The organism is Cyclobacterium salsum (assembly GCF_010119245.1).
Lineage (GTDB): Bacteria > Bacteroidota > Bacteroidia > Cytophagales > Cyclobacteriaceae > Cyclobacterium > Cyclobacterium salsum.
In genome coordinates, this window is record NZ_WNKG01000007.1 from 389,737 (window position 1) to 412,354 (window position 22,618).

Annotated in this window: 25 protein-coding genes; 13 read left to right on the forward strand and 12 right to left on the reverse strand. The window is 44.8% G+C overall.

Annotated elements, in window-relative coordinates; all coding sequences use genetic code 11:
- Nucleotides 1–4 precede the first annotated feature (4 nt).
- Both GJS45_RS14745 and GJS45_RS14750 read left to right on the forward strand, forming a co-directional pair.
- Nucleotides 5–571, forward strand: coding sequence for a low molecular weight protein-tyrosine-phosphatase (locus GJS45_RS14745; protein WP_317165109.1), 567 nt, complete (start codon nt 5–7; stop codon nt 569–571).
- Nucleotides 558–1,436, forward strand: coding sequence for a fructosamine kinase family protein (locus GJS45_RS14750; RefSeq protein WP_162342614.1), 879 nt, complete (start codon nt 558–560; stop codon nt 1,434–1,436). Before GJS45_RS14745 ends, GJS45_RS14750 begins: the two co-directional genes overlap by 14 nt.
- Before the next feature lie 16 nt (nt 1,437–1,452).
- Here the strand turns inward: GJS45_RS14750 and GJS45_RS14755 are convergent, their stop codons facing one another.
- The gene (locus GJS45_RS14755; RefSeq protein WP_162342615.1) at nt 1,453–2,730 is read right to left on the reverse strand and encodes an aspartate kinase; all 1,278 of its coding nucleotides are present in this window, start codon (nt 2,728–2,730) and stop codon (nt 1,453–1,455) included.
- A gap of 55 nt (nt 2,731–2,785) precedes the next feature.
- On the opposite strand from GJS45_RS14755, the gene fbp reads away from it, so the two are divergent.
- Entirely contained in the window at nt 2,786–3,802 is a 1,017-nt protein-coding gene (gene fbp / locus GJS45_RS14760; RefSeq protein WP_162342616.1) for a class 1 fructose-bisphosphatase, read from the forward strand.
- On the opposite strand, the gene GJS45_RS14765 is transcribed toward fbp, so the two are convergent.
- From GJS45_RS14765 to yihA, 3 genes are read right to left on the reverse strand one after another with little or no spacing between them, the layout of a single operon-like run.
- A complete protein-coding gene (locus tag GJS45_RS14765; RefSeq protein ID WP_162342617.1) occupies nt 3,799–4,116 on the reverse strand; it encodes a hypothetical protein in 318 nt (105 codons plus the stop codon). The two genes, fbp and GJS45_RS14765, sit on opposite strands and share 4 nt — an antisense overlap.
- Nucleotides 4,113–4,574 carry a DUF5606 family protein gene (locus tag GJS45_RS14770; RefSeq protein ID WP_162342673.1) on the reverse strand — a complete coding sequence of 154 codons (462 nt, stop codon included), beginning with the start codon at nt 4,572–4,574 and terminating at the stop codon, nt 4,113–4,115. The genes GJS45_RS14765 and GJS45_RS14770 overlap by 4 nt, the downstream gene beginning before the upstream one ends.
- Before the next feature lie 59 nt (nt 4,575–4,633).
- Entirely contained in the window at nt 4,634–5,239 is a 606-nt protein-coding gene (yihA, locus tag GJS45_RS14775; RefSeq protein WP_162342618.1) for a ribosome biogenesis GTP-binding protein YihA/YsxC, read from the reverse strand.
- Between the two features lie 115 nt (nt 5,240–5,354).
- Here yihA and ubiE point away from each other — a divergent pair, with 115 nt between their 5' ends.
- The 5 genes from ubiE to GJS45_RS14800 all read left to right on the forward strand — a co-directional run bounded on the left by ubiE (nt 5,355) and on the right by GJS45_RS14800 (nt 9,211).
- On the forward strand, nt 5,355–6,077 hold the full coding sequence (gene ubiE, locus GJS45_RS14780; protein ID WP_162342619.1) for a bifunctional demethylmenaquinone methyltransferase/2-methoxy-6-polyprenyl-1,4-benzoquinol methylase UbiE: 723 nt from the start codon (nt 5,355–5,357) through the stop codon (nt 6,075–6,077).
- Nucleotides 6,026–6,802: a type IX secretion/gliding motility protein PorT/SprT gene (gene porT / locus GJS45_RS14785; RefSeq protein ID WP_162342620.1), complete on the forward strand. Its 777-nt coding sequence runs from the start codon at nt 6,026–6,028 to the stop codon at nt 6,800–6,802. The genes ubiE and porT overlap by 52 nt, the downstream gene beginning before the upstream one ends.
- Before the next feature lie 61 nt (nt 6,803–6,863).
- The gene (locus GJS45_RS14790) at nt 6,864–7,625 is read left to right on the forward strand and encodes an SDR family NAD(P)-dependent oxidoreductase (RefSeq protein WP_162342621.1); all 762 of its coding nucleotides are present in this window, start codon (nt 6,864–6,866) and stop codon (nt 7,623–7,625) included.
- Between the two features lie 95 nt (nt 7,626–7,720).
- Complete coding sequence (locus tag GJS45_RS14795) at nt 7,721–8,401, forward strand: M15 family metallopeptidase (protein ID WP_394366593.1); 681 nt, start codon at nt 7,721–7,723, stop codon at nt 8,399–8,401.
- A gap of 39 nt (nt 8,402–8,440) precedes the next feature.
- On the forward strand, nt 8,441–9,211 hold the full coding sequence (locus GJS45_RS14800) for a ThuA domain-containing protein (RefSeq protein WP_162342623.1): 771 nt from the start codon (nt 8,441–8,443) through the stop codon (nt 9,209–9,211).
- A gap of 91 nt (nt 9,212–9,302) precedes the next feature.
- Here GJS45_RS14800 and GJS45_RS14805 read toward each other — a convergent pair whose 3' ends face one another.
- The 3 genes from GJS45_RS14805 to GJS45_RS14815 all read right to left on the reverse strand — a co-directional run bounded on the left by GJS45_RS14805 (nt 9,303) and on the right by GJS45_RS14815 (nt 11,849).
- On the reverse strand, nt 9,303–9,941 hold the full coding sequence (locus GJS45_RS14805) for a TIGR04282 family arsenosugar biosynthesis glycosyltransferase (protein WP_162342624.1): 639 nt from the start codon (nt 9,939–9,941) through the stop codon (nt 9,303–9,305).
- A gap of 73 nt (nt 9,942–10,014) precedes the next feature.
- Entirely contained in the window at nt 10,015–10,425 is a 411-nt protein-coding gene (locus GJS45_RS14810; protein ID WP_162342625.1) for a DUF4890 domain-containing protein, read from the reverse strand.
- Nucleotides 10,426–10,523: 98 nt separating this feature from the next.
- Nucleotides 10,524–11,849 (reverse strand): NAD(P)/FAD-dependent oxidoreductase, encoded by a 1,326-nt coding sequence (locus GJS45_RS14815; RefSeq protein WP_162342626.1) that lies wholly within the window; start codon nt 11,847–11,849, stop codon nt 10,524–10,526.
- A 167-nt stretch (nt 11,850–12,016) separates the two neighbouring features.
- On the opposite strand from GJS45_RS14815, the gene GJS45_RS14820 reads away from it, so the two are divergent.
- From GJS45_RS14820 to GJS45_RS14835, 4 genes are all read left to right on the forward strand, one after another.
- Nucleotides 12,017–12,724, forward strand: coding sequence for a YebC/PmpR family DNA-binding transcriptional regulator (locus GJS45_RS14820; protein WP_162342627.1), 708 nt, complete (start codon nt 12,017–12,019; stop codon nt 12,722–12,724).
- Nucleotides 12,725–12,754: 30 nt separating this feature from the next.
- Nucleotides 12,755–13,324, forward strand: coding sequence for an inosine/xanthosine triphosphatase (yjjX, locus tag GJS45_RS14825; protein ID WP_162342628.1), 570 nt, complete (start codon nt 12,755–12,757; stop codon nt 13,322–13,324).
- A gap of 92 nt (nt 13,325–13,416) precedes the next feature.
- On the forward strand, nt 13,417–13,731 hold the full coding sequence (locus tag GJS45_RS14830; protein WP_162342629.1) for a thioredoxin family protein: 315 nt from the start codon (nt 13,417–13,419) through the stop codon (nt 13,729–13,731).
- A complete protein-coding gene (locus tag GJS45_RS14835; protein ID WP_162342630.1) occupies nt 13,712–13,969 on the forward strand; it encodes a DUF6952 family protein in 258 nt (85 codons plus the stop codon). Before GJS45_RS14830 ends, GJS45_RS14835 begins: the two co-directional genes overlap by 20 nt.
- 125 nt (nt 13,970–14,094) lie before the next feature.
- Here GJS45_RS14835 and GJS45_RS14840 read toward each other — a convergent pair whose 3' ends face one another.
- From GJS45_RS14840 to GJS45_RS14850, 3 genes are all read right to left on the reverse strand, one after another.
- On the reverse strand, nt 14,095–16,011 hold the full coding sequence (locus tag GJS45_RS14840; RefSeq protein WP_162342631.1) for a DUF3857 domain-containing protein: 1,917 nt from the start codon (nt 16,009–16,011) through the stop codon (nt 14,095–14,097).
- A 55-nt stretch (nt 16,012–16,066) separates the two neighbouring features.
- Complete coding sequence (locus GJS45_RS14845; RefSeq protein WP_235954770.1) at nt 16,067–17,884, reverse strand: DUF3857 domain-containing protein; 1,818 nt, start codon at nt 17,882–17,884, stop codon at nt 16,067–16,069.
- A gap of 306 nt (nt 17,885–18,190) precedes the next feature.
- Entirely contained in the window at nt 18,191–19,183 is a 993-nt protein-coding gene (locus tag GJS45_RS14850; RefSeq protein WP_235954771.1) for an NTPase, read from the reverse strand.
- Nucleotides 19,184–19,254: 71 nt separating this feature from the next.
- On the opposite strand from GJS45_RS14850, the gene GJS45_RS14855 reads away from it, so the two are divergent.
- Nucleotides 19,255–20,154, forward strand: coding sequence for a M28 family peptidase (locus GJS45_RS14855; protein ID WP_162342633.1), 900 nt, complete (start codon nt 19,255–19,257; stop codon nt 20,152–20,154).
- On the opposite strand, the gene GJS45_RS14860 is transcribed toward GJS45_RS14855, so the two are convergent.
- Entirely contained in the window at nt 20,144–21,856 is a 1,713-nt protein-coding gene (locus GJS45_RS14860) for a capsule assembly Wzi family protein (protein ID WP_162342634.1), read from the reverse strand. The two genes, GJS45_RS14855 and GJS45_RS14860, sit on opposite strands and share 11 nt — an antisense overlap.
- Nucleotides 21,857–21,863: 7 nt before the next feature.
- On the reverse strand, nt 21,864–22,544 hold the full coding sequence (locus tag GJS45_RS14865) for a hypothetical protein (protein WP_235954772.1): 681 nt from the start codon (nt 22,542–22,544) through the stop codon (nt 21,864–21,866).
- Nucleotides 22,545–22,618 lie beyond the last annotated feature (74 nt).

Consider the following 22,618-nt stretch of genomic DNA (forward strand, 5'->3'; position numbering starts at 1 on the left):
TAAATTGAAAGTTAATTCATTCAACCTGTCGGTCCGAATCGCTGAGGTAGGCAGGGAAATTCCGGAAAACGATGGTTTTATGATTAAAGTCTTGTTTGTTTGCTTAGGCAACATTTGCCGCTCTCCGTTGGCTGAAGCATTATTCTCCCATAAAATTTCTCATAAGGGCTATGCGAAGCAGGTGATTGCCGATAGCTGCGGAACGTCGGATTACCATATTGGCGAACTTCCAGATGAACGGGCCATGAGCTGCGCCGTAAGAAATGGGATCAATATGGACCATCGGGGCCGTCAATTGCATCGAACGGATTTCAGGGATTTTGATTACCTGATTGCCATGGACCGGTCCAATCTGGAAAACATCATGCTGCTGTCTCAAAAGGTGGGCATACCAGCTAAAAAACTCCACCTGATGCGTGAATTCCAACTTTCTCCTGAATTTTTGGAAGTTCCTGACCCTTACTATGGAGGGGAAGATGGGTTTCAAAAAGTCTTTGATATCCTGGACGAGGCCCTCGATGGATTGATTGTCGAATTGGAAAAAAATCACCGCCTGAATGGAGTCACTTGAAGGACTTTTTGCGCATGCCACCCTGTTAGCCTTTGGGCAATCACTTGCGGTACAGCAATACCAGCTTGTGGCAGCCGGAACCCGAAACCAAGCCATTTATTTGGAAACAGAGCAAGGGCCTTACTTTCTTAAAACCAACCATGAATCCGCTGCAGAAATTTTCAAACGGGAACGCGAGGGATTGAACTGGGTACGAACAAATTGCAGCCTGTATGTTCCCCAAACACTGGCGCAGGGAAGCTACGAAGACCGACATTTTTTATTGATGGATTGGATTGCCAGTGCACCAAAGCAGCCTGACTATTCAGAAAGGTTGGGAGAAGGGCTGGCAGAACTACATATGTGTACCGCAAATTCCTTTGGACTGGACCGTGACAACTACATAGCCATTTTGCCGCAAAATAATGATTGGAAAGGCCGTTGGCTGGATTTTTTTGTGGAAAAAAGACTGGAACCCCAATTGCAACTGGCCTATTACAATCAACTGGTAGACGAGAAATTTTTAGATCGTTTTCGAAGCCTTTATCCTTTTTTGGAGGGTTTTTTTCCAGTGGAAAAACCGGCATTGTTGCACGGAGACCTTTGGTCAGGAAACGTTCTTCCGGATGCGGGCGGGTCACCCGCATTGATTGATCCTGCCGTTTACTTTGGCCATCGGGAAGTGGATCTGGCCTTTTCACGCTTATTTGGGGGCTTTGACTCCCGGTTTTACGAAGCCTATCAGGATGTTTTTCCACTGGAACCGGGCTTTGAAGATCGGGTAGTGGTGTATAACCTATATCCGTTACTGGTCCATCTGAATCTGTTTGGAAAAGCTTACTTGTCGGGTATCCAGCAGACGCTGAAGCGATTTTTGGATAATTAGAAAGTTTCTGAGGGGATTAATCGTCGTCCGCCTCGTAAACCCATTGAATCAGTTCGGGGCTTCTTTGTTCCAGGTGGCATGTTTCGGCTACCTGCCGGTAATGCTTGATTTCGGCATCGGTGGGATTTTTCACCGTAATCATTTTGAGATGGGTTTTGATCTGGACCTGGAAAACATCCCGAAACGGCCGGGCAAGTTGCTCCGCTGTGGAGGGCATGTCTTGAATCACCAGGCGCAGGTGAGCGGCAGTGGCCTGTATTAGCTGAATGCGCCAGTTGGCTTTTTTGGCCACCTCGTATATAAATTCAAAGTGGAACCCGCCTACCATTGAAAGGTCCCGGATGCGCAGATCGATGAGTGTCAGGTGATCTTTGAAGATGGTGATCGGGATTCGGGGTGCCTGACCAAAGGATCCGATAATCGTCCCTGCCGCATCGGGATTGACAAAGGACTTGACATAGAGTGGTATATTGTGTTTTGCCAGGGGTTTGATGGTTTTGGGATGAATCACCTTTGCCCCGTAGTAAGTCATTTCGGCGGCTTCTTCAAAATCCAGGTATTCAAATTTAACGGCATCCGGAAAGAGATCCGGGTCGCCATTGAGTATACCGGCCACATCTTTCCAGATGGTAACGGAAGCGGCACCGAGGCTGACTCCCAGGATGGCAGCGGTGAAGTCCGAACCTTCCCTTCCAAGCGTGGTGGTATTGCCGAGTAAATCCGTACCAATAAAACCCTGGGTGACCACAGGGAATTTTTCCAGTTTGGGAATGAGAGCCCTCCGGCAATGCTGCATCGTCAGTGCCCAATCTACCCGGGCCATTTTGGTGGTAGAGTCTGTCCGCACCAATTCCCGGGCATCTTGCCAAAGACAATGAGAACCGGTTTCACAGAGGTATTCCTGAAGGATACGGGTGGAGATAAGCTCCCCGTAGCCTATTATCTGATCATAGAAGAAGCCTTCCTCGTCCTTCAATATATCGCTTTCCAAAAGTCGTCGCAACTGCGCAAAATGATTGTCTACCCGGGAAAAGATGCCATGGTCGGTAGGAAAAAGGCCACGGCAAAGGTCCTCATGGTAATCCAATAACTCGATCAATTCGGTGTCGAAGCGCTTTCCCTGAAACGAAAGTGCGATTAGCTGTTCCAGTCGGTCGGTGGTTTTGCCAGCGGCGGAGACGACCAGGACCATACCGCTGGTCCATCGTTTTTTTACCAGTTGGGCGATGTTTTTGATGGCAGCGGCATCTTTTATGGAGGCACCACCAAACTTGTAGACCAGGGGTTGTATCATGAAAAATCGAAAAGAAAGGCCAATGAATTGAAGATAATGAATTATATTCAAAGGTATGAAGACACAGCCTTACAAACAAGATACCGGTAACCTGGCCTATAAAGTCGGGGTAACCCTGGACCGGTTTATAAAAAGCAAACAGGCAGATTTTCCTTTTGCCACCGGTGAACTTTCCCAGATATTGCGGGATATCGCCCTGGCTTCCAAGATTGTATCCAGAGAGATCAGCCGTGCAGGGCTATCAGATGTCACCGGTGCCTTCGGGCAAACCAATGTACAGGGAGAGGAACAGCAGAAGTTGGATGTGGTAGCTAATGTACGTTTTACCCGTGCATTGACGAAAGGTGGGGAGGTCTGTGCCGTGGTATCGGAAGAAGAAGACCTGGTCATCGACCTTCAAAATAGCAAGGGTAAGTACGTAGTGGCCATCGACCCCCTGGATGGATCCTCCAATATAGATGTGAATGTTTCCATCGGCACCATCTTTTCGATTTACCGCAGAAAGACAGCGACTGGGTCGCCCATTAAGGAGGAGGATGTTCTGCAAAAAGGCTCCGAGCAGGTAGCAGCCGGATACGTTCTGTACGGATCTTCGACCATGCTGGTCTATTCCACCGGTAACGGGGCCAATGGTTTTACCTATGAAAGGTCTCTGGGAGAATTTTTCCTTTCTCATCCTGACTTAAGTATGCCCGAAGAGGGCTCCATTTATACCATCAATGAGGGCTTGACTCCTCACATTAACCCAAATATCTTATCATACCTGGAGGCCTGTAAACGAGCAGGGGCTTCCGCCAGGTACATAGGCAGTTTGGTGGCGGACTTTCATCGAAATCTGCTCAAAGGAGGAATCTACCTTTACCCGGCCACTTCCCAGGCACCGAATGGAAAAATCAGGTTGATGTATGAGGCCAATGCCCTGGCCTTTATCGCCGAGCAGGTGGGAGGAGCCGCTTCTGATGGTCGGCAACGGATTCTGGACATTGTCCCGGGCAGTTTACATCAGCGAACGCCCGTTTACATCGGATCGAAAAATATGGTAAAGGGGCTGGAGAAAAGTCTGAACGGTTAGCGGTACTTGTTTCGGAAATGGATCTTTATTAATTGCCGGTCTACAATGGCCAGGGAAAGGTGTTGAGTCATTTTTTCCGGAGGACTTTCGGAGAGAATGCTTCGTAGTTTTTGCTCATCCAGGTCCAGCCGATAGCATAGCTGTAGTAATTTGTCCAACTGTCCGTTTAGCAAGCGGCCGATGGCCGGTGCAATGGCAGCAGCCAGACTTTCCCTGTCCCGGACTTCGGGAATAGCTGGAAGCTGTAGTAATTTTTGCAAATCGGCAGCTCCCGATTGGATGCTTTCAGGCCCGGATTTTTCGGGATCAATCATTCTTCCCCTTTATCGGTGTCTTTATCCGTCTGCTCTTTGGAATTTTCGGAAGCTGCTTCTGGCTTTTCTTCCAGCACTTCCGGACATTCTTTACGGATGATATGGTACCAGCTAATAAGTTTTTTGACGTCAGATGCATAGACACGGTCTTCGTCAAATTCCGGTAAAATATGTTTCATGAAGGCCTGGTACTCTTCTTTGTCAGCACCTTCCAGACCGGTATCGCCCTGGAATTCCTTTTCGATTTTTATCATTACCTCTTTCAAGGGGGAGGCTCCCTCTTCGGTTAGCGTGTAAATCGAAATTTCACTCAGGAGGGAAACGCGCTGAGCAGCCCCCACGACCAATTTCCCTTTTTTGTCGTCCAGGGACTCCAGGATAACGCCGCTGCGGCTGGGCTTGAGTATTTTATAAAGGCCGGGTTTTCCGGAAACGGTGGCGATGTCTTTAAATTCCATGATAGCTAGTTTGTTTTCAGGCTGCAAATATACGGTTTCGTCAGAATTGGCCAAGGAACTCAGTTGGCACCGTACCATTCGGTAACGTTTTCTTCGATAAATTGGATCAGTTCATCCCTTCCTTGCTGATTAATGGCAGAAGTCACGAAAAACTCGGGAGCTTCTACAAATAACTTTTCCATTTCATCCAGAAAACGGTGTACGTTTTCAGCGGTTTTGGAATGGGACTGTTTGTCGGCTTTGGTAAACAGGAGGGCCACTGGCATTTCCAGCTGCCCGCACCATTGGATGAATTCCAGGTCTATTTTTTGCGGAGGAAGCCGGCTGTCGATAAGGACAAACACCGCCGTCAGGTTTTCCCTTTCCGTGAGGTAATTGCGAATCATTTTGTCCCAGTCTGCCTTTAGTTTTTTGTTTACTTTGGCAAAACCGTAGCCGGGAAGGTCTACCATATACCAGCGGTCATTAATCACAAAATGATTGATTAGCTGCGTCTTTCCCGGTCGGCCGGAAATTTTCGCCAGGTGCTTGTGATTGGTGAGCATGTTGATCAGAGAGCTTTTTCCCACATTTGAGCGACCAATAAAGGCAAACTCCGGTTTGGTGGGGGGCGGACATTTTTTATGATCCGTATTACTGATTAAAAAGCGTGCATTTTTCAACATGGCCCATTTTTTCACAAAGGTAACCAATTTCCATCATGGCCTCCAAACCATTATTTCATTAACAATTTTCCAATGCTCAGGTTTACTTAGTAATATTGTATCGAAATTAGAAGCCATGTCCGTAGTTCCCTATAAAGATAAAAAAGAAGGCAAAAAGCAGCAGGTTGCCAGCATGTTTGATAATATCAGCAAGAAATACGACCTGCTGAACCACCTTTTGAGTTTAGGTATTGACATTATCTGGCGCAAAAAGGCCATTAAGATGCTTCAAAAAGATCAGCCAAAACTTATTTTGGATATTGCCACCGGGACTGGAGATTTTGCCATTGAAGCCCTTGTGCTAAAACCGGAAAAGGTGATTGGCGTAGATATTTCAGAGGGCATGCTTCAGGAAGGCCGTAAGAAAATGAAGCAGAAAAAGCTGGAACATTTGATTGAACTCCAGCTGGGCGATTCGGAAAAGTTGCTCTTCGAGGAAAATAAGTTTGATGCCGTCATCGTTTCTTTTGGTGTCAGGAATTTTGAAAATTTGGAAAAAGGACTGGCAGACATGTACCGGGTGTTGAAACCCGGAGGCAAAACGGTCATCCTGGAATTTTCTAAACCAAAAAAATTTCCGATGAAACAGGGTTATTCCTTTTATTTTAAATATATTTTGCCTCAGATTGGCAGAATGATATCAAAAGACCATTCGGCTTACACCTATTTACCAGAATCGGTAAAGGCTTTCCCGGATGGAAGGGATTTTCTCGGCATCCTTGAAAAAGTAGGCTTCAAACAAACGCAATGCAAAACCCTCACCTTCGGCATCAGCTCGATTTACACCGGTATAAAATAGCCCTGATTGTTATTTTATCACTTGGACTGGCCTTCACCACACAGGCTCAGGAAAGAAGTTTGATATTTAATACTTCGGGTAGCGACGATCAGTTGCTTTCCTATGGGTTTTTTCTAGCCGCGCATAACAGCAGCCTGAGAATAAAGTATTCGGATAATTTTGTGGACCCCGATTACACGAGCTTGCACAATGTGCGAGCGATTATGCCGGTATTTTCCCCGGGATTTGCCTTGGGCTTTTTGGTAACAGGCCGCCTACACGATCAGGTAAACCTACTTTTTACCCCCAAGGTTGGCTTCTATGAATACCGCACGGAGGTGCAGCTATTTACCGATGATGCCGATAGTCCCAATGGCACCGGTATCAGCACGGTCCCCTTACTCACCGAAGAAACACTGGTAGAATTTCCCCTTTTGGTGAAGTACAAATCAGAGCGGTTTAACAATACCCGGATGTATTTCATTGGAGGCGTAAATGGGCAGATCCGTACCAAAAATCAGGAAGAAGCCAATGAGGATCCGGTAGTGCTTAAAGGAAAAGACCTGGCGGTAGAACTGGGGCTGGGCTTTGATCTGTATTTCCAATACTTTAAATTTTCTCCTGAAATCCGTTTTTCCCATGGCCTGATGAATCTATACCAGCCCGGCCATTCGGACGAACGAATAGCGGGTGCGATCCAGGACATTCGCCGAAAATCCATTACACTTTACCTGAATTTTCAGTAACAACCGGAGCATTCGTAGGGGATTGGTTTTTGATCCAGACGGAAAAATTTTATATTTCCTTATGGAAAAGAAAATCGCATTTATCACTGGAGCTACTTCCGGGATAGGAAAAGCTTGCGCCCATTACCTGGCGGAAGAAGGTTTTGCTATCATCGGTTGTGGCCGGAGAAAAGAAAGGCTGGAAGCCCTCCAAAAGGAACTACCCAAGGGAACTCCCTATCATTTTCTGGTATTTGACGTCAGGGAAAAAGATGCTGTATACGAGGCTATTGATTCCCTGCCCGCCGAATGGCAATCCATCACCGTACTCATCAATAATGCCGGTAACGCTCATGGATTGGATCCCATCCACGAAGGCAGCGAGGAGGATTGGGATGCCATGATGGATATCAATGTAAAGGGACTGCTCTATGTTTCCAAAAGGATCATCCCGGGTATGGTGGAGCGAAAGGCGGGTCAGATTATTAATATAGGCTCAACAGCAGGGAAAGAGGTCTACCCCAAAGGAAATGTATACTGTGGCTCCAAGCATGCCGTGGATGCCATTACCAAGGGGATGCGTTTGGACCTGAATCCATATGGCATCAAGGTCATGGCCATCAATCCCGGCTTGGTAGACACGGAATTCTCGCTGGTACGCTTCAAAGGCAACGATGAAAAGGCGGCCGGCGTTTACAAAGGATTTGAGCCCCTTAAGGCGGAGGATGTTGCCGATCTGGTACGGTATGCTGTCACGCGCCCGCCTCATGTGGTGCTGGCAGACGTGATCATTTTGCCAACCGCCCAGGCGAGTACCACGATGCTTCATAAAAAAGAATCATGAGAAGCGGTGTAGGGGTACTACTGTTCCTGGCATTGGCCTGTGATCCTGGGTCTGGCAAAAAAAACCAGGACCTACCTGGCAGTGAATCTGTGGAAATGGCTGCCAACGGGACCTCCCTTCCAATAGAAGCAAATGGGGAGCCCCCCCAGCGGCAAGAAGAAATGGGGGAGTTGGAGCGGCGATTGATTGCTGCGGGCCTGGTGGATATACAAGAAGTTATCCCTGAAGTGCAGGTGGACCTGAAGTACGCGTCTACCGATAATTTTTTTGGGAAAAATGTTTATGGTTCCCTATCGCGATGCTACATGCAGCCGGAAGTGGCGGATAGGTTGAAAGTAGCCTATCAGGAACTTTCAGCGAGCCATCCCGAATTGACCTTTTTGGTTTATGATGCCGTACGACCCCAGTCCGTGCAACAGATTCTCTGGGATGAATTGGACAAGCCGGATAGTCTCAAACCCCTCTATGTGGCCGATCCGCAAAGAGGAAGCCTCCACAATTTCGGTGTTGCCGTGGACCTGACCCTGATTTCAAAAGAAACCGGGACTCCATTGGACATGGGTACTGGCTACGATTACTTTGGTTACCCTGCTTATCCCGACCGGGAAGCGCAAATGTTGGAGGAAGGAAAAATTACCGAGGCACAGGTAGCCAATCGCAAAATACTGAGAGCGGTCATGAAAAACGCAGGCTTTACGGGCATTGGTTCTGAATGGTGGCATTTTAATGCCTATAGCCGAAAAGTTGCGGGGGAGAAATTCGACATTGTGAAATAATAATTGTATAATCGTCCTTTATTTTAACTTAACAAATATATGCTCTTCATAAACAATAAACTCAAAGTCCTGGGCCTGTTGGCCGTGGGGTTGGCCCTTTTCCTATTACCTGTATTGAGTCAGGCTCAGCAATTCCGGGCCCTGGTCATCAGTAAGACTTCCGGTTTCCGTCATCAATCCATACCTGAAGGGGTCGCAGCCCTAAAAAAGCTAGGAGAAAAGCACCGTTTTCAGGTATATGCGAGTGAAGATGCCGGTCTTATCAACGATGAGAACCTGGAGCGATACGATGTCATCATCCTCATGAGTACCACCGGGACGATTTTTAATGCAGAACAGAAAGAGGCGTTTGAGCGATTTGTTCAAAGCGGAAAGGGAGTGGTTGGCATTCATAGTGCGACCGATACCGAATACGATTGGCCCTGGTACACCAAGCTTATCGGAGGACAATTTAACCACCATCCCCAGCAGCAAACGGCCAGAATGCAGGTAGTGGATCGAAATCATCCGGCTACTTATCATCTGAATGACAAATGGCTTCGGACCGATGAATGGTACGAATTTAAAAATTTCAATGAAAACGTGAATATCCTGGTGCAACTGGACGAAACCTCCTATGAAGTTGGCGAACGCGGTGGGCAACAAATGGGTATGGGTGCGGTGCATCCCATTTCCTGGTACCACGAATACGACGGGGGCCGGGTGTTTTATACCGGGTTAGGTCACGTAGAAGAGGCCTTTCAGGATGCAGACTTCCTGGATCATGTGTACGGAGGGATTTGGTATGCAGCGCTGGGAAGACCGTTTTAATAAATAGAAAATTAATCTTATAAAAACTCCTGACTAAACCTGAATTCAGGTAGGGTTCAGGAGTTTTTTTATTTGAAGCAAGTTCGTTTTGCTATAGCTCAGGGAGTAGCTGTTCCAGTTCTCCCAAATCCTCGTATCGGTCCACATCCCGAAGCTTTTCCAATAGGCCATACCCCAGGTTTTCTTGGTTTGCCCTGTTCAGGGTTTGCTGCAAAACGGTAGCCGTGCTCCAGGAGATTTCTTGAAACAATGGTGCAGCGGGTCTTTTCAATCCAAGCAAGTAATACCCCCCATCCACCGCTGGTCCCAGGACGAGATCCTTCGTCTTTAGGGCTTCAAAAGCCTGCTGCAGGTGATCCCTTTTGAGTTCGTAGCAATCTGTCCCGATGATCAGCACCTGCTCAAAGCCCAGATCGAAAACCCGCTGAAAGGCTTGGTGCATTTTTTTCCCCAGATCCCCAGATCCCTGAGGATAGAAGTGATATCCTTTTTGAGGGTAGTTTTCGGTAGCAATGGGGCCCAGGTGAAAAACAAAAATTGCGGCTTCCAATCCGGCAAGTTGCTGATGTGTGTGGCGGATAAGGAATGCATACAAATTGGCTGCTTTTTCCGCGCCGATTGTTTTGGCCAATCGGGTTTTGACGAATCCCGCTTCAGGATATTTCTGAAATACGATGATGGCTTTTTTCATAGCTACCGGCCAAAGTAAGGCAAAAAATTCAAAGGACATAAAAAAAACCGAAGGTCAATGACCCCGGCTTTCATCCATTAATTAAACCCAAATAAATTTCAAAATGTCTTAATTATAACCTGCCCGAACCTGGCGCATTGCGGCCCCTCATTCGTTCTCCTGATCCTCTACGCCTGTCTCTCATTTTCGACCGGTTTTCCTCCTTCATTTCTTCCCAGGTCGCTTTTTGTTCTGGCGTGAGCAGGGCAGTTATTTTTTCCTGATGAGCCTCCCGTTCCGCTTTCAAGGCTTCCCTTTCTTCTTTTCTGGCTTCCCACTGTTCTTTTCTTTTCTGTGCCTCCTCCAGGTGGAGGGCATACACCGCTTTCTTTTGTTCTTCGCTGAGGTCCAGTTTTTCAGCCATTCGTTCGCTCATTCGTTCCGCCAGCTGTTCCGGATTGATTTCCTGGTTTCCTCTTCGTTGCGCTTGCGCCTGTACAAAAGTAGCTCCTACCAGCACGGCGATGATCATTAGTTTTCTCATGGTCTTTTGTAATAATTGGTTTACAATTCTTAGACCGGACAAGTTCTGGAAAGTTTAACAGGGCCTTGTTAAGAAATGTTAAACAGTCGGAGAGTCAGCTACTTAATTTTTTTGGTAACCAGCTTTTCCCGGTCCTGCGGCCTGGAAATGGTGGGTTTGATCAGCAATCGCAGGGACGGGTCGAAGGAAAGGTAGTTCCAGGCCCAGTCCAAAAAGATAAAAATCCGGTTTTTTACCCCCAGGATGGCCATGAGGTGGACAAAAAGCCAGGTCAGCCAGGCCAGTAATCCCTGAAACTTGACGAACGGCAATTCCACCACAGCGAGTTTTCTTCCGATGGTGGCCATGCTTCCGAGATCCTTGTAGCGGAAGGGTTTTTCTGGTTTGCTGCTGAGTTTGGCAAGGAAGTTATTTCCCAGGTTTTTGGCCTGCTGTATGGCTACCTGTGCCACCTGTGGGTGACCTTTGGGGTAATCCTCCATCACCTGCAGACAGCCATCACCCAGCACGTAGATATTTTCACTGCTGTGAAGCCGGTTAAACTCATCGACCAGTAGGCGTCCTCCTTTTGCTTTTTGATCAGCCGCAACTCCTTCTATGAAATTGGGGGCAATTCCGGCAGCCCAGAGCAGGGTATGGGTTTGAAAACGGGTTTCTCCTTTGATGATGACATTCAGGCCGTCATAGTCTTCAACGGCGGTATTCAACAGAACTTCTACCTGAAGTTTTTCCAGATAGATTTTAGCCTTGTCGCCCGAGGTTGCACTCATGCCGGCCAAAAGCGATGGTCCCATTTCTACCAGTACCACCTTCATATTGTCGAAATTGAGCTGTGGGTAATCTTTTGGGAATACCTTATTGCGCAATTCTGCTAACGCTCCCGCCAGCTCTACACCGGTAGGCCCGCCGCCTACGATCACCACGTTCATCAGGGCCTTTCTTTTGGATTCATCCGCTATGGTGATGGCCCTTTCGTAATTGGAGATGATTTTATTCCGGATAAACAGCGCTTCGGAGACGGATTTCATGGGAATGCTGTTTTTCATGATGTTTTCCATACCGAAATAATTGGTGTCCGCACCCATGGCCAGGACCAGGTAATCATAGTCAATAAAACCGATGTCTGTGTACAACCTGTTTTGCTGCTGGTCTATGCGTTTGGCTCCTCCCATTCTAAAGGTTACATTCGGGGTGTCGTGGAAGGCCTTCCGCAAGGGGAAGGAAATGGCACTGGGTTCCAGTCCAGCCGTAGCTACCTGATAGAAAAGCGGTTGGAACTGATGGTAATTGTTTTTGTCCAGGAGAATGACCTGATAGGGTTTATTTCGCAAGGTTCTGGCAAGTTTTAGTCCGGCAAAACCGGCTCCTGCAATGACCACTATGGGGTTAGGTGATTGGGGAAGGTTTGGCAAGGCTTGCTCCATCGTTGCAGGGTTTGGGGTGGTTAGGATATGCTGTTGATACGAATTTCCGGGGGAATAGGTTGAGGAATGGAGCCCTGTCGGGAAGATATGTTTTGCTTTGTTTGAATTGGATAATAGTCCAAATGAAAAATTTATTTATTTTTACAAACCTGAAAAAATAAAATGGTATGGGAAGAGCATTTGAATTTAGAAAAGAAAGAAAATTCAAACGATGGAGTAAGATGTCCAAGGTGTTTACACGCCTGGGCAAAGAAATCGTAATGGCGGTAAAGGCAGGGGGACCCGATCCGTCCAACAATGCTAAACTTCGGACCGTCATACAGAATGCCAAAGGTGCTTCCATGCCCAAGGACCGGATAGAAGCGGCCATAACCAGGGCAAGCAATAAGGACGAAAAAGACTACGAAGAAATTGTATACGAAGGCTATGGTCCTCATGGGATTGCTGTCATTGTCGAAACTTCTACCGATAACCTCAACCGTACCGTGGCCAATATCCGGCATTATTTTACGAAGGCAGGCGGCTCATTGGGAACTTCGGGCTCCGTGAGTTTTATGTTTGAACGAAAGGCTGTATTTCGTTTTCCGAAACATGAATGGGATCTGGAAGAACTGGAACTCGAATTGATCGATTTTGGATTGGAGGACATAGACGAAAACGAAGGAGAAATTTTTGTCTATACGGCTTTTGAGGATTTTGGCAACATGCAAAAAGCGCTGGAAGATAAAGGAATAGAAGTAATAAGTGCAGATATGCAGCGTTTTCCCATGTCCACCACCGAAATTAGTGCTGAACAAGAAGAAGATATCAACAAAATGATCGAGCGGATGGAAGAGGATGACGATGTAAATCAGGTCTATCACAACATGGCCTAAATCAAACGATTTCCAACTTTAAATCACCCAATGGCATTCCCTAAAAGAAGAAACTACCAGGAACAAAAAAGGCAAAAATTAGTCATCGTAGGAAGTAAAAATCCGGTAAAAATTAAATGCACGGAAAACGCCTTTCAATCGCTTTTTGAAGATTATTTTATTGTAGAAGGTTTAAATGTAGACGCTAACGTAGGAGAGCAACCTCACGGCGATGTGGAAACCTACACCGGTGCCTATAATAGGGCTTTTGAGGCTAAAACGGCATTTCCCGAAGCAGATTATTGGGTGGGGATCGAAGGCGGAGTGGATGAAGTGGGGGAGCAAATGGTGGCCTTTGCCTGGATGGTCGTCCTGGATGGGAGTAACCAAATTGGAAAGGCCAAAACCGGAACCTTCTTCCTTCCGGAAGTAATATCAAAACTGGTTCGCGAGGGAATGGAGCTGGGAGAAGCCGATGACCGGGTGTTTCAACAGACCCATTCCAAACAAGGCAGCGGAGCCGTGGGAATCCTGACCAATGGGGTGGTTAACCGGCTGGAATACTACCAACAGGCGGTAACCTTGGCTTTGATTCCCTTTGCGCAAAAAAATTTGTATTAAATCTCCTCAATGACTCATAGAGATAATCAATTGGAAATTGAAAATTATAGTCATTACCTTTGCCGCTTCATAAAGCTAAAACGGAAATAAATATGTTACAGGAATTAACAACAGATAATTTATCAGAGGTCATTCAGGACAACGAAAAGGTAGTGGTTCAGTATGGGGCTACCTGGTGTGGCAACTGCCGAATTATGAAACCAAAAATGAAACGGCTGAGCAAATCCTATGAAGGGGTCGCTTTTCTATACGTGGATGCCGAAAAATTACCTGAATCGAGGAAACTGGCACAGGTGACCAATTTACCTACGTTTGCAGTATTCAGTAAAGGAGCGATTGTGAATCAGGTACAGACAAATAAGGAAGAAGTCCTAAAAACACTAATTGATGAGATTACCAATAATTAAGCACGTATTACAGTTTATTGAAGAAAACGATGAAGACTGGGTGGTGGAAACCATTGAACTGCTGGAATCCATGACGGAGATTAGCACGCTTAAGGACGAGGAATTGGATGTCATAGGCGAGTTGCTTTCGAATTTGTCAGGAACACTGGAGGTCAACCAGATGATTAAAGATGGAGCCGATAAAAAGGAGGCCATGAATACCTTTATGAAACGCGTGGTAGGCTCCATTGATAAGTAAATGCACTTTGAAAAAGTAGAAAAGTTGTTTATCACCCTAAATTAAATCTGCTACAACGAAGTGTGAGGCATGTCCGATGGGCATGCCTTTTTTTTCTACCTAACCCTGCTGAAACTACAAAATGACTATTCGACAGAGGCTGTTGGTGCAATGGAACTACTTTTCACCAAGACCAATGGCTCTTTAAATTTGCTTGAGATGATGTCTATCATGTACCTTAAGTCTGGGTAATCAACTGCCCCTATGATATGGGTTTTTACGCTAATTACGGCATTAACAGCCGCTATATTTTCTAGAACATTGACTACAAAATTGAAAGTGATTGCGCCACCTGGAAGCGTTATTGCGGTATTTTCCGGGAAATCATCCAGGATATACCCTTCGGGAATTTTAATGTTGGTAGCATACCGATCTGTGAACGTATAGTTAAAATCGATGGGAAATGCCCGAGTGGAACTTATAAACGGATTGGATTGCCACCGCATTAGGTAAAATGGATTAATGTAAAGCGTGTTATCCCCGTTGAGTTCTTTGCTAGAAGTGTAGTTTATCGAAAGCTGATTCCTATATTTCTTGTTTTCATTAATGGATATCGTCTCTATGTTTTCCTGATTACCGGTAAATACAATTTTTTCGAATTCCTCCTGAGATATCGTTTCATTTTGTTGAATGCCAAAGTTGTGTACATAGTCAAAATCCGTGACTTTGAGGGATGATTCTCTCTTTATGGTGTGTTCGTCTTCAAGGGTAATATCGGAGAAGGCATAATAACCGGATGAATGAGGTATTTGGATGTCAATCAGGCCACTATTCTCCTCCATCAATAAAAAACCTTGGTTGACAAGAAAATTTTCCGGCAAAAACCCAAAGGGTAGGTTAGGATCGGTTGCATCCAAAAAATAGATTTTATTTCCAATTAAGGAAACGATAATAAGTTCATTAAACTGATCCATGTAAGGAAAAGGTACCAGATTGGACCGTCCATTTCCCTTGCTGCTAATCAGGACGGGAAATGCAACGATTCCGTATTGCCTTAGATGTGCCAGTAGTGACAAATTAATTTCGGCTCTATCTCCATTTTTACTGGAAAGCATTTCAGAAAAGTCTTTAGAAGGAATGATTCTGGATATTCCGGAAAAATTATATTGACTGGAGGCGTATTCGTAAATGTCAGTTGCAAGCCTTAACGTGTCGTTTTCCGAAAGGCCTATTTCGTTAATGATGCCTGCTTCTTTTTTTGGCTCCAAAAAGCGTTCAAAATGATAGCTCCCGGTGAAGAAATCTGCTAAATCCTGCCAGGTATTAAACAGCTTTTTGTATGTATTAAAATCTATTCCAGAAATATCCATTTGCCCCATTTCGTAGCCTTCCAGTTGAAAGGCTACTTTCTCCAGGTAATCGGTATAGTGCGCCATGTAGGGCTCTGGTCTGAATGCGTTCAGATTTTCCAACTCCCATCGATAATTGTTATTGGTATTTGTTAAGGAATTATGGCTGATCGTTTTGATTCCCTGACCAAACGTTTTGTATTTTAGAAAATCGGGGAAAGTAATATCAAAAATGGATTTTAGTGTTGGAATTTCATTTTGGAATACCCAACCATCCAGAGAAATAACAGATTTATCTGTTTTCTCATATGAAAACTCCATGATTGATCCGATTTGTACATTGGGAAAGGTAAATCTGATTTCATGCCATCCTTCACCGGCATCTGCCTCAAAAAAATCAGTTTTTGATAATTCTTCGATTTCAATTTCTCCATTAGTGGAGTTAATTGTTTGGGCTTTTATTTTAAAAATGTCTTGAACCTTGTTTTCGCCTTTATAGTACCTCAATATGACATTGGCTTGTTCCTTACCGCTCTCTTTTAAAACTTTAATCCTTCGATGGATTTGATTATGTATAACGATTCCGGAGAAAAAACTATAACAAGATTCCTGCAACACGACAGCATCGGCATCGGGCTCAAAATCCACTTCATTATAGCTAAACTCTAAATCACTGTACTTGCCGTAGCGCATCTCTTGGGCACCTAAAAGCATCGGGGCAAGAGTTAAAATTGCCAGGGATACTAAAAATCTTGAAGAAATCATCGGATTATAATTTGGTAAATATTAATTCTCCTGTTAATTTTTGTTGAATAGTTTTTATTAATTCTTTCTCTTCTTCCTCAGTAAGTGAGGCAGGTTTTTTGATTTCTACATGCTTTGTTATAACGATATCTTGTTCTCCGATTTGGATGAAAACGTTTAAGTCATAATTTTTCTCCTGAATGTTGATATTATCCGGGATGGATTCAATCGCCAACATCCGATGCTTTCTTATGCTAACTTCCTCCTCATATACGCCTGACGAATTCCCTGTATCCTGATTCCAATTCAACCATGAAAGCGGAAGGAATACTCTTTTTCCCGTATTTCTAAAATACCTTAAAACAATACCGGAAAATTGGAGCAATGTTGAGATTTCTTGCCATTGAATAGTATTGTCCAGAAGCAATTCATTTATAACCAAACCATTATTTCCAATTTGTGCATTAAAGACATTGTAAACTTCCGCTTCTTTTTTATCGAATGTTTTCATGGTTATGGTTTCTGCTGGAAATCCATGATAGCTTATTGTTCCGTCAATTTGTGCATTGCCATCCTCACGCAGAACGATGGAGGCGTTGATTTTGGTTCTATTAAAATCAGGATCCGAATAAGCAGGCGTATGGTCCATTTCTCCGCCCTCAGGAGTTATTACCAATACGTTTCTATTTTTAGTAAAAGAACCCAAAAAACCAGCAGGCAGGTGACTAGAAGTGCATTCTAACCAATATTTCTCTTGACCTAAGCTTACTCTTAAAATAGCGTGATTAAATTGATTTGAAGGAAAATGCTGATCAAATGTGGCATCATCGCCTGCCCTAACCAACGTGTATTGCGCATTTATTCCCACTTCTTCCAGCATTGCCAGCATGAATAAGGTTAATCCTTTACAATCACCATATTTCTTCGATAGGACTTCTTCACTTGGCATGGGTCTCCAACCCCCTAACCCGAGTTGGATACTCACATAGCGGTAATTTTTTTGAAGGTATTGATATAAAATCTGAATTTTTTCTTTTTCGTTTACAGCATCTTTTACCATGTGCTGAATTTCCTTCCTGAATGACTCAGGTAGCTCGGATCTTCCCTGGTTCAGTTGGTAAAACCACAAACCAAAATCCTTCCAGGTATCCATGTCGGCTTTAAAACCATCCATGCTAAACTTTTCTGGTGCCAGCGTTATTGTCGTGAGGGATGATTCTTCTGTACCCCTATCAGTAGGAGGTACATTAGCTACGGTCCAGGAAAGCATTTGGGTTTCTCCATCGGATTTTTGGTTGAAATCGCCCTCGAATAGTTGGGACTTATGGCGAATTCCCAGGGCGGTGGGATAATTAATTTCCAAACTTGCGGTCTCTACGCTTTGGTTATGGTAGTTTTGTGGATGCCAGATGGGGAAATAAAAATTTCCGGATTTTTTGATAGTAACAGCCATTTCTACCCTAACGGGAAAAGTAGAGGGCTCCATAGTGAAATACTTCAAAACAATGTCTTGGTAAATGGACCCATTATCGATGACTGATCTTTCTTTAAGGTCTTTTGATTTAATTTTTTTTAGGGTTTTGCCATTAATCGGATTAATTATCTGAACTTCAAAATGGTCAAGGGTGGTAAATTGATCTATAAAGAGCTGATAGGAGGCATGGGATATCCCTCTTGCATCAAATACGTTTGTGGTCTGGATTATTTCTATTTCATAAGAGTAATCTTCCAGTAAAGTAATTTTGTGCTGTTTTGTTACACTTGAATAAGACGGTATAGGTATTGGCTTGCCACAAACGATAATCGAAGGAATTATTAAATTAAAAAAAACACCAAAAATCAATAATCTAACCATGACTTGCGATAAGTTGTATGGAAAAATAAAAAATGGTTTTTAAATTTTAAACCTTTTATAAATTATATTTTATGCGTCAAAAATAGTAGATATTTTTAACAAATAAAATAACTCAATATTATTATTTAGAAATGAGCTGGAAAATGAAAACTTCGGTCATCGCAAAAATTGAAGCAATTCAGGTTCCTGGTAGCCTGGTTTAGGGAAAGGTTATCCGGACCTGGCCCTTTCAAGCAATGAAGGGGTTTGGCTGGGGCGAGTAGGATTTTCTCCGCGAAAGAAAATTTATTGAAATTAACGAGAGACCTGCTCCAAAAATGCCTTCAAGGCTACCCTCCAGTTGGGATCGGCATCCCAGCTGGTACCAATATACTGCTCGTTTCGTACCAAAAACCGGATAAAATATTTAACCACCACCCGGTCCGGCTGTTCACTAGCGGCTGGGTCCAGGCCCATGCTTTGCATAAGGTCCGCTTCCCGACCTTCCTGTTTCATAAGCAGAAACTGGACCCCATCCTGAATCAGTTCCTGATTGGATTTGGCTTCTGTCAGGAAGACTACGTCATGGGGGTAATTGGCCTCAAAGACCGATTCCATTCCTTCTCGTTCTGCCCGCTGTTCAGTGGCCACTTCTTGCTCCGGTTTTCCATAAATATCATGCCGGAATGTGGTGAGAAATCCTTCGTTTCCTGCAGCACCTGTGAGCAGGACACCCAGTTTAAAGGCATCCAGATTTAGCGGGTTCTCGGCAAGGTACCCACTTTGGGCGCTGTTGTTTTCCATGCCCGGGATGGGGGGATACTCGGGTACTTCGATTACCAGAAAATTTTCGCTGCGCCTTCCGCTGTTCAGGGCCTCAATTTGATTTTTCAATCCCTCCAGATTTTCGGCAGATCCGGACCAGTTTTCTCCGGGTGCGATGATGTTTCCATTACCAGTAAAGGGAAATATATGGCTGTAAAATTGACCGTCATTTTTTCTTATCAGTAGGACAATATTTTGGACCAACCTTCGGGAAAAATAGGAAGCATAGCTGTTTTTAGTGGCATCCGAGAGAATAGCTTCCTCCAATTCATAATAGGCAATGGGATCCCCACCGGCGGCTATCAGCGATGGGTGTAATTCCTCGGCCAGTTCTTTCCAGGAGAAGGAAGGACTAGCCGTGGTGGAGGCAGAAACAAAAACGACTGATTTTCCGCTTAAAAACTGACCCACTACTTCGTTTTGGCCGATGCTTTGCAGGGAGGTTGAAAAAAGCAGGCCTGCGATAAGGATATATTTCGTCAACAAAATCAAATCTACAAGTGAAAGTTTAGTATTTTCACGAATATACACAAGCCAATGTAAAATCTTCTGTTATGAAAACGATTACCCCCCTTATTTTATTACTTTTTTGGGCCAGTCCCTGGATTGTTTCTGCTCAACATATAGACCGAAATACCTTAATAGAAGATATCCGGACACTTTCCTCCGATGCGATGGAAGGGCGAGCGCCGATGACAGCAGGAAGTGAAGCAGCAAGAACTTACATCAGGGATCGCTTTGAATCCCTGGGCCTGAGTAGTCAGTTTCCAGAATTTTCCCAGCAATTTACATTAGATGCGAATCAGGCAGAAGAAGGAAAAGGAGTAAATGTATTGGGTTTTATACCCGGAACATCCACATCCGAAATCATTCTGGTGCTGGCTCACTACGACCATCTGGGAAAGAAAGGCGAAGTAATTTACAACGGGGCTGATGACAACGCATCCGGTACGGCGGCGTTGTTGCAGATGGCTGGCTATTTTACTGAAAATACCCCCCGCCATTCCATGATTTTTGTAGCATTGGATGCGGAGGAAAAAGGCCTATTGGGGGCAAGAGCCTTGATCCGTGATTTCCCTTTCCCTCTGAAAGACATCAAATTGGTAGTGAACATGGACATGATTAGCAGGAGTGTGGATCAAACACTTTATGCGGTAGGTACCCGATTTTACCCCCAATTTCGGCCCTTTTTGGAAGCGGCAGCGGGTAGGTCCTCTATTCGGTTGGTTTTGGGAAATGATGGCGCACCAGGCGAAAAAGATTGGAGCCGGGCATCGGACCACGGGCCTTTTCATGAAAAAGACATTCCCTTTATTTATTTTGGAGTGGACGATCACAAGGATTACCATCAACCCAGCGATACCTTCGAAAACATACAACAGGAATTTTATACAAAAGCCTGCGATCTCATACTGGATACCCTTATTGGTATTGACCAAAGCATTACCGAATAAGGTAAGTGAGTCCTAGCTGCCCAACGAAGGTGGTTTGATCTAATCCGGGTACGAAGTAAATTTCCGGATGATTTTCCAGGTACCACTTGTAATTGAGGGTATTCACGTATTGAAATTTACCGGAAACCAGCAGGTTATCAAATCGCCATTCTGCTAAAAGGGACGGAACAATATCCACGTACTTCCTCCGCCAATCTTTGATTTCTTCAAAGCGCTTGTAATAGAAATCATTGTTGTGGTTAATGTATTCCAATTCAAATCCCAAGCGGTTAAACCCTTTCACCCAGGCGGCATCGAGCGAAATCACGTTACTCCCGGGGCCATAGCCAAACCCTAAAACCTGGCCCTTATGGGTGTAACCGTGCCGAACGTGTGGATGGGTATACCAACTATTACGTGCTAAAATCACTTCCCGTACGGTCTGACCGGTTTGGGTCATTTCCATGCCGACCTGGAAAAATTCCTCCTCTCTTTTTAAAGGAATCAGATTTGAAAATCCAAAGGAAAAAGCCCTGTTTTTGTCCGGATTGATGAGGAAGTCGTAGAGACTTCTGCTGTTACCGTTAGAGCCGTATTCGCCATAAAATTCAAAATGACCACTGCTATCCATCCACCTAAAATAACCGGCACTTAATTGGTTTCTTTGGTCCACATTGGGTTTTGAGATGCTTTCAGGTCCTTTTTCTCCGTTAAAAACGGGTAGGTAATCGGACAGTTGGTCCATGTCAGTGTGGTACATCTGCGAAACGGAACTAAATCCCAGAAACAAACCAGGCAACCATTTGGGCTGAAAACTAAGTACCAGACCGGATAGGTAGCGCCAGTCTTCGTCCGGTCTTTTGGGAACGTAAAGCGGCGTATTGGCATGGGAATAGTTTTGATGAGGAGGTTCAAATCCGGAAGATTGCAGCTTGCCTGCTATAAGCTGACCTTCAAAACTACCGATTGGCGTTTGAACGGGCTTCCGCGTGTTTAACGTCAGGTGGAGAAATCCTGGTGCATGGTTACTCATTAGTAGGGAACTTTTTCTTCCCGGTCCCCACCAGAGGTTTTCATTGGATATCCCTACCGAAAATTCCCCGAGGTTGAGCCGAATGCTACTTTGTCCCAGGGATAGGTAGGTATAAGGAGATCCTCCAAAGCGTTCTGGAATGTCTGCAGTATTCAGCCATTCGTAATATTGTAACCAGGTACTTTCCCAATGGTCCAGCGGAAATCCCTGGAAATAGTTATTGGAGGCATGCATTACTTCTGGTTGGACTTGGATACTCAGCGGGCCGTATTCAAAATAAACCCCGGCATTAATCAGGTATTGCATGCCTTTGTTGGGAATCATGGGGCCATCGTTGATTCCAAAACCATAGGCATCATTAAACTGAGACTTCATCATAAAGGGAAGTAATTGAAATCTCCCCTTGTTATCCTTGGTGCTGAAATTAAATTCTGACAGATCCTCATCTGTGAATGTTTCGTCCAGGTCCAGGCCATTGGACTTGTTAAAAACTTCTGTGGGATACAAGGGCCGGATCATAAAACTACTGGTTTCGGAGAGGTTTCCCAGCAATTGCTGCCGGCGCATGTAATCGCCATAAACCGGTAAATTCAAACTAACACTTTGACCAAGCAGGGTAGGAATGCTAGTCAAGAAACTAAGAAACAGCAAAGCAGTCGTTAAGAAAAAAGGGAATAGTTGTTTTCTCATCTGTCCATTAGTTTACGGTCATGGTGCTTACCTGAATCCTTGCGATGGACCAGCTTTCATCACAAACGGGGTCTGCTGCATTTTCTTGTTTCAATTCATCTCCACAGACGATTTCCAATTCATTTTCGTCGTGCCGAATGATTTTGGTTATTTGGTACCTGCTGGTCCAGCCGATGTCATTGCTGTATTGACAGCGACCGGGTAGGTTACTGCTCACGGCTTCCGTTTTAGGCTCGTAAAACCGGGGGTAATTATCCGGGTAGGATTGGTACAGACAATAGGTGGACTCACAGGGACTGTTGGAAAAGGTCGTTTTCAATACCTGAATACCATCCAGATTCATGTACCAGAAATCAGGCCCCCCGATATTGTCCGGGTTTCCATCCCAACTGTCATGGAGCAGCAGGTCAATGGTGACTTTAATGGTATTGTGGGATGGTAAATCCGGCAGCTTCAGTAAGATTTCCTCGTTGTGGAAATATCCTAAAACCGTGTCGTCGTTATAATCGAATAACCTTCCTTTCTCAAAATACACCAGGTCTGAATCCGAAAAATCATTATCATAGACCAGCACCTCATCGGTCAAGGTGTCTTCACATGAAAACAGGGAAGCGATCAAAAACAAAAAAAACGCTATTTCTGGTTTTTTTCTAACCGAATGGGATGTTATCAGGGATGTAGGTTTCAATGTTTGGATTGACTAAGCATGCAGCGGAACTTCCATTTTGGAAACCCCAACTATCTGGTACGGACTAAATGACA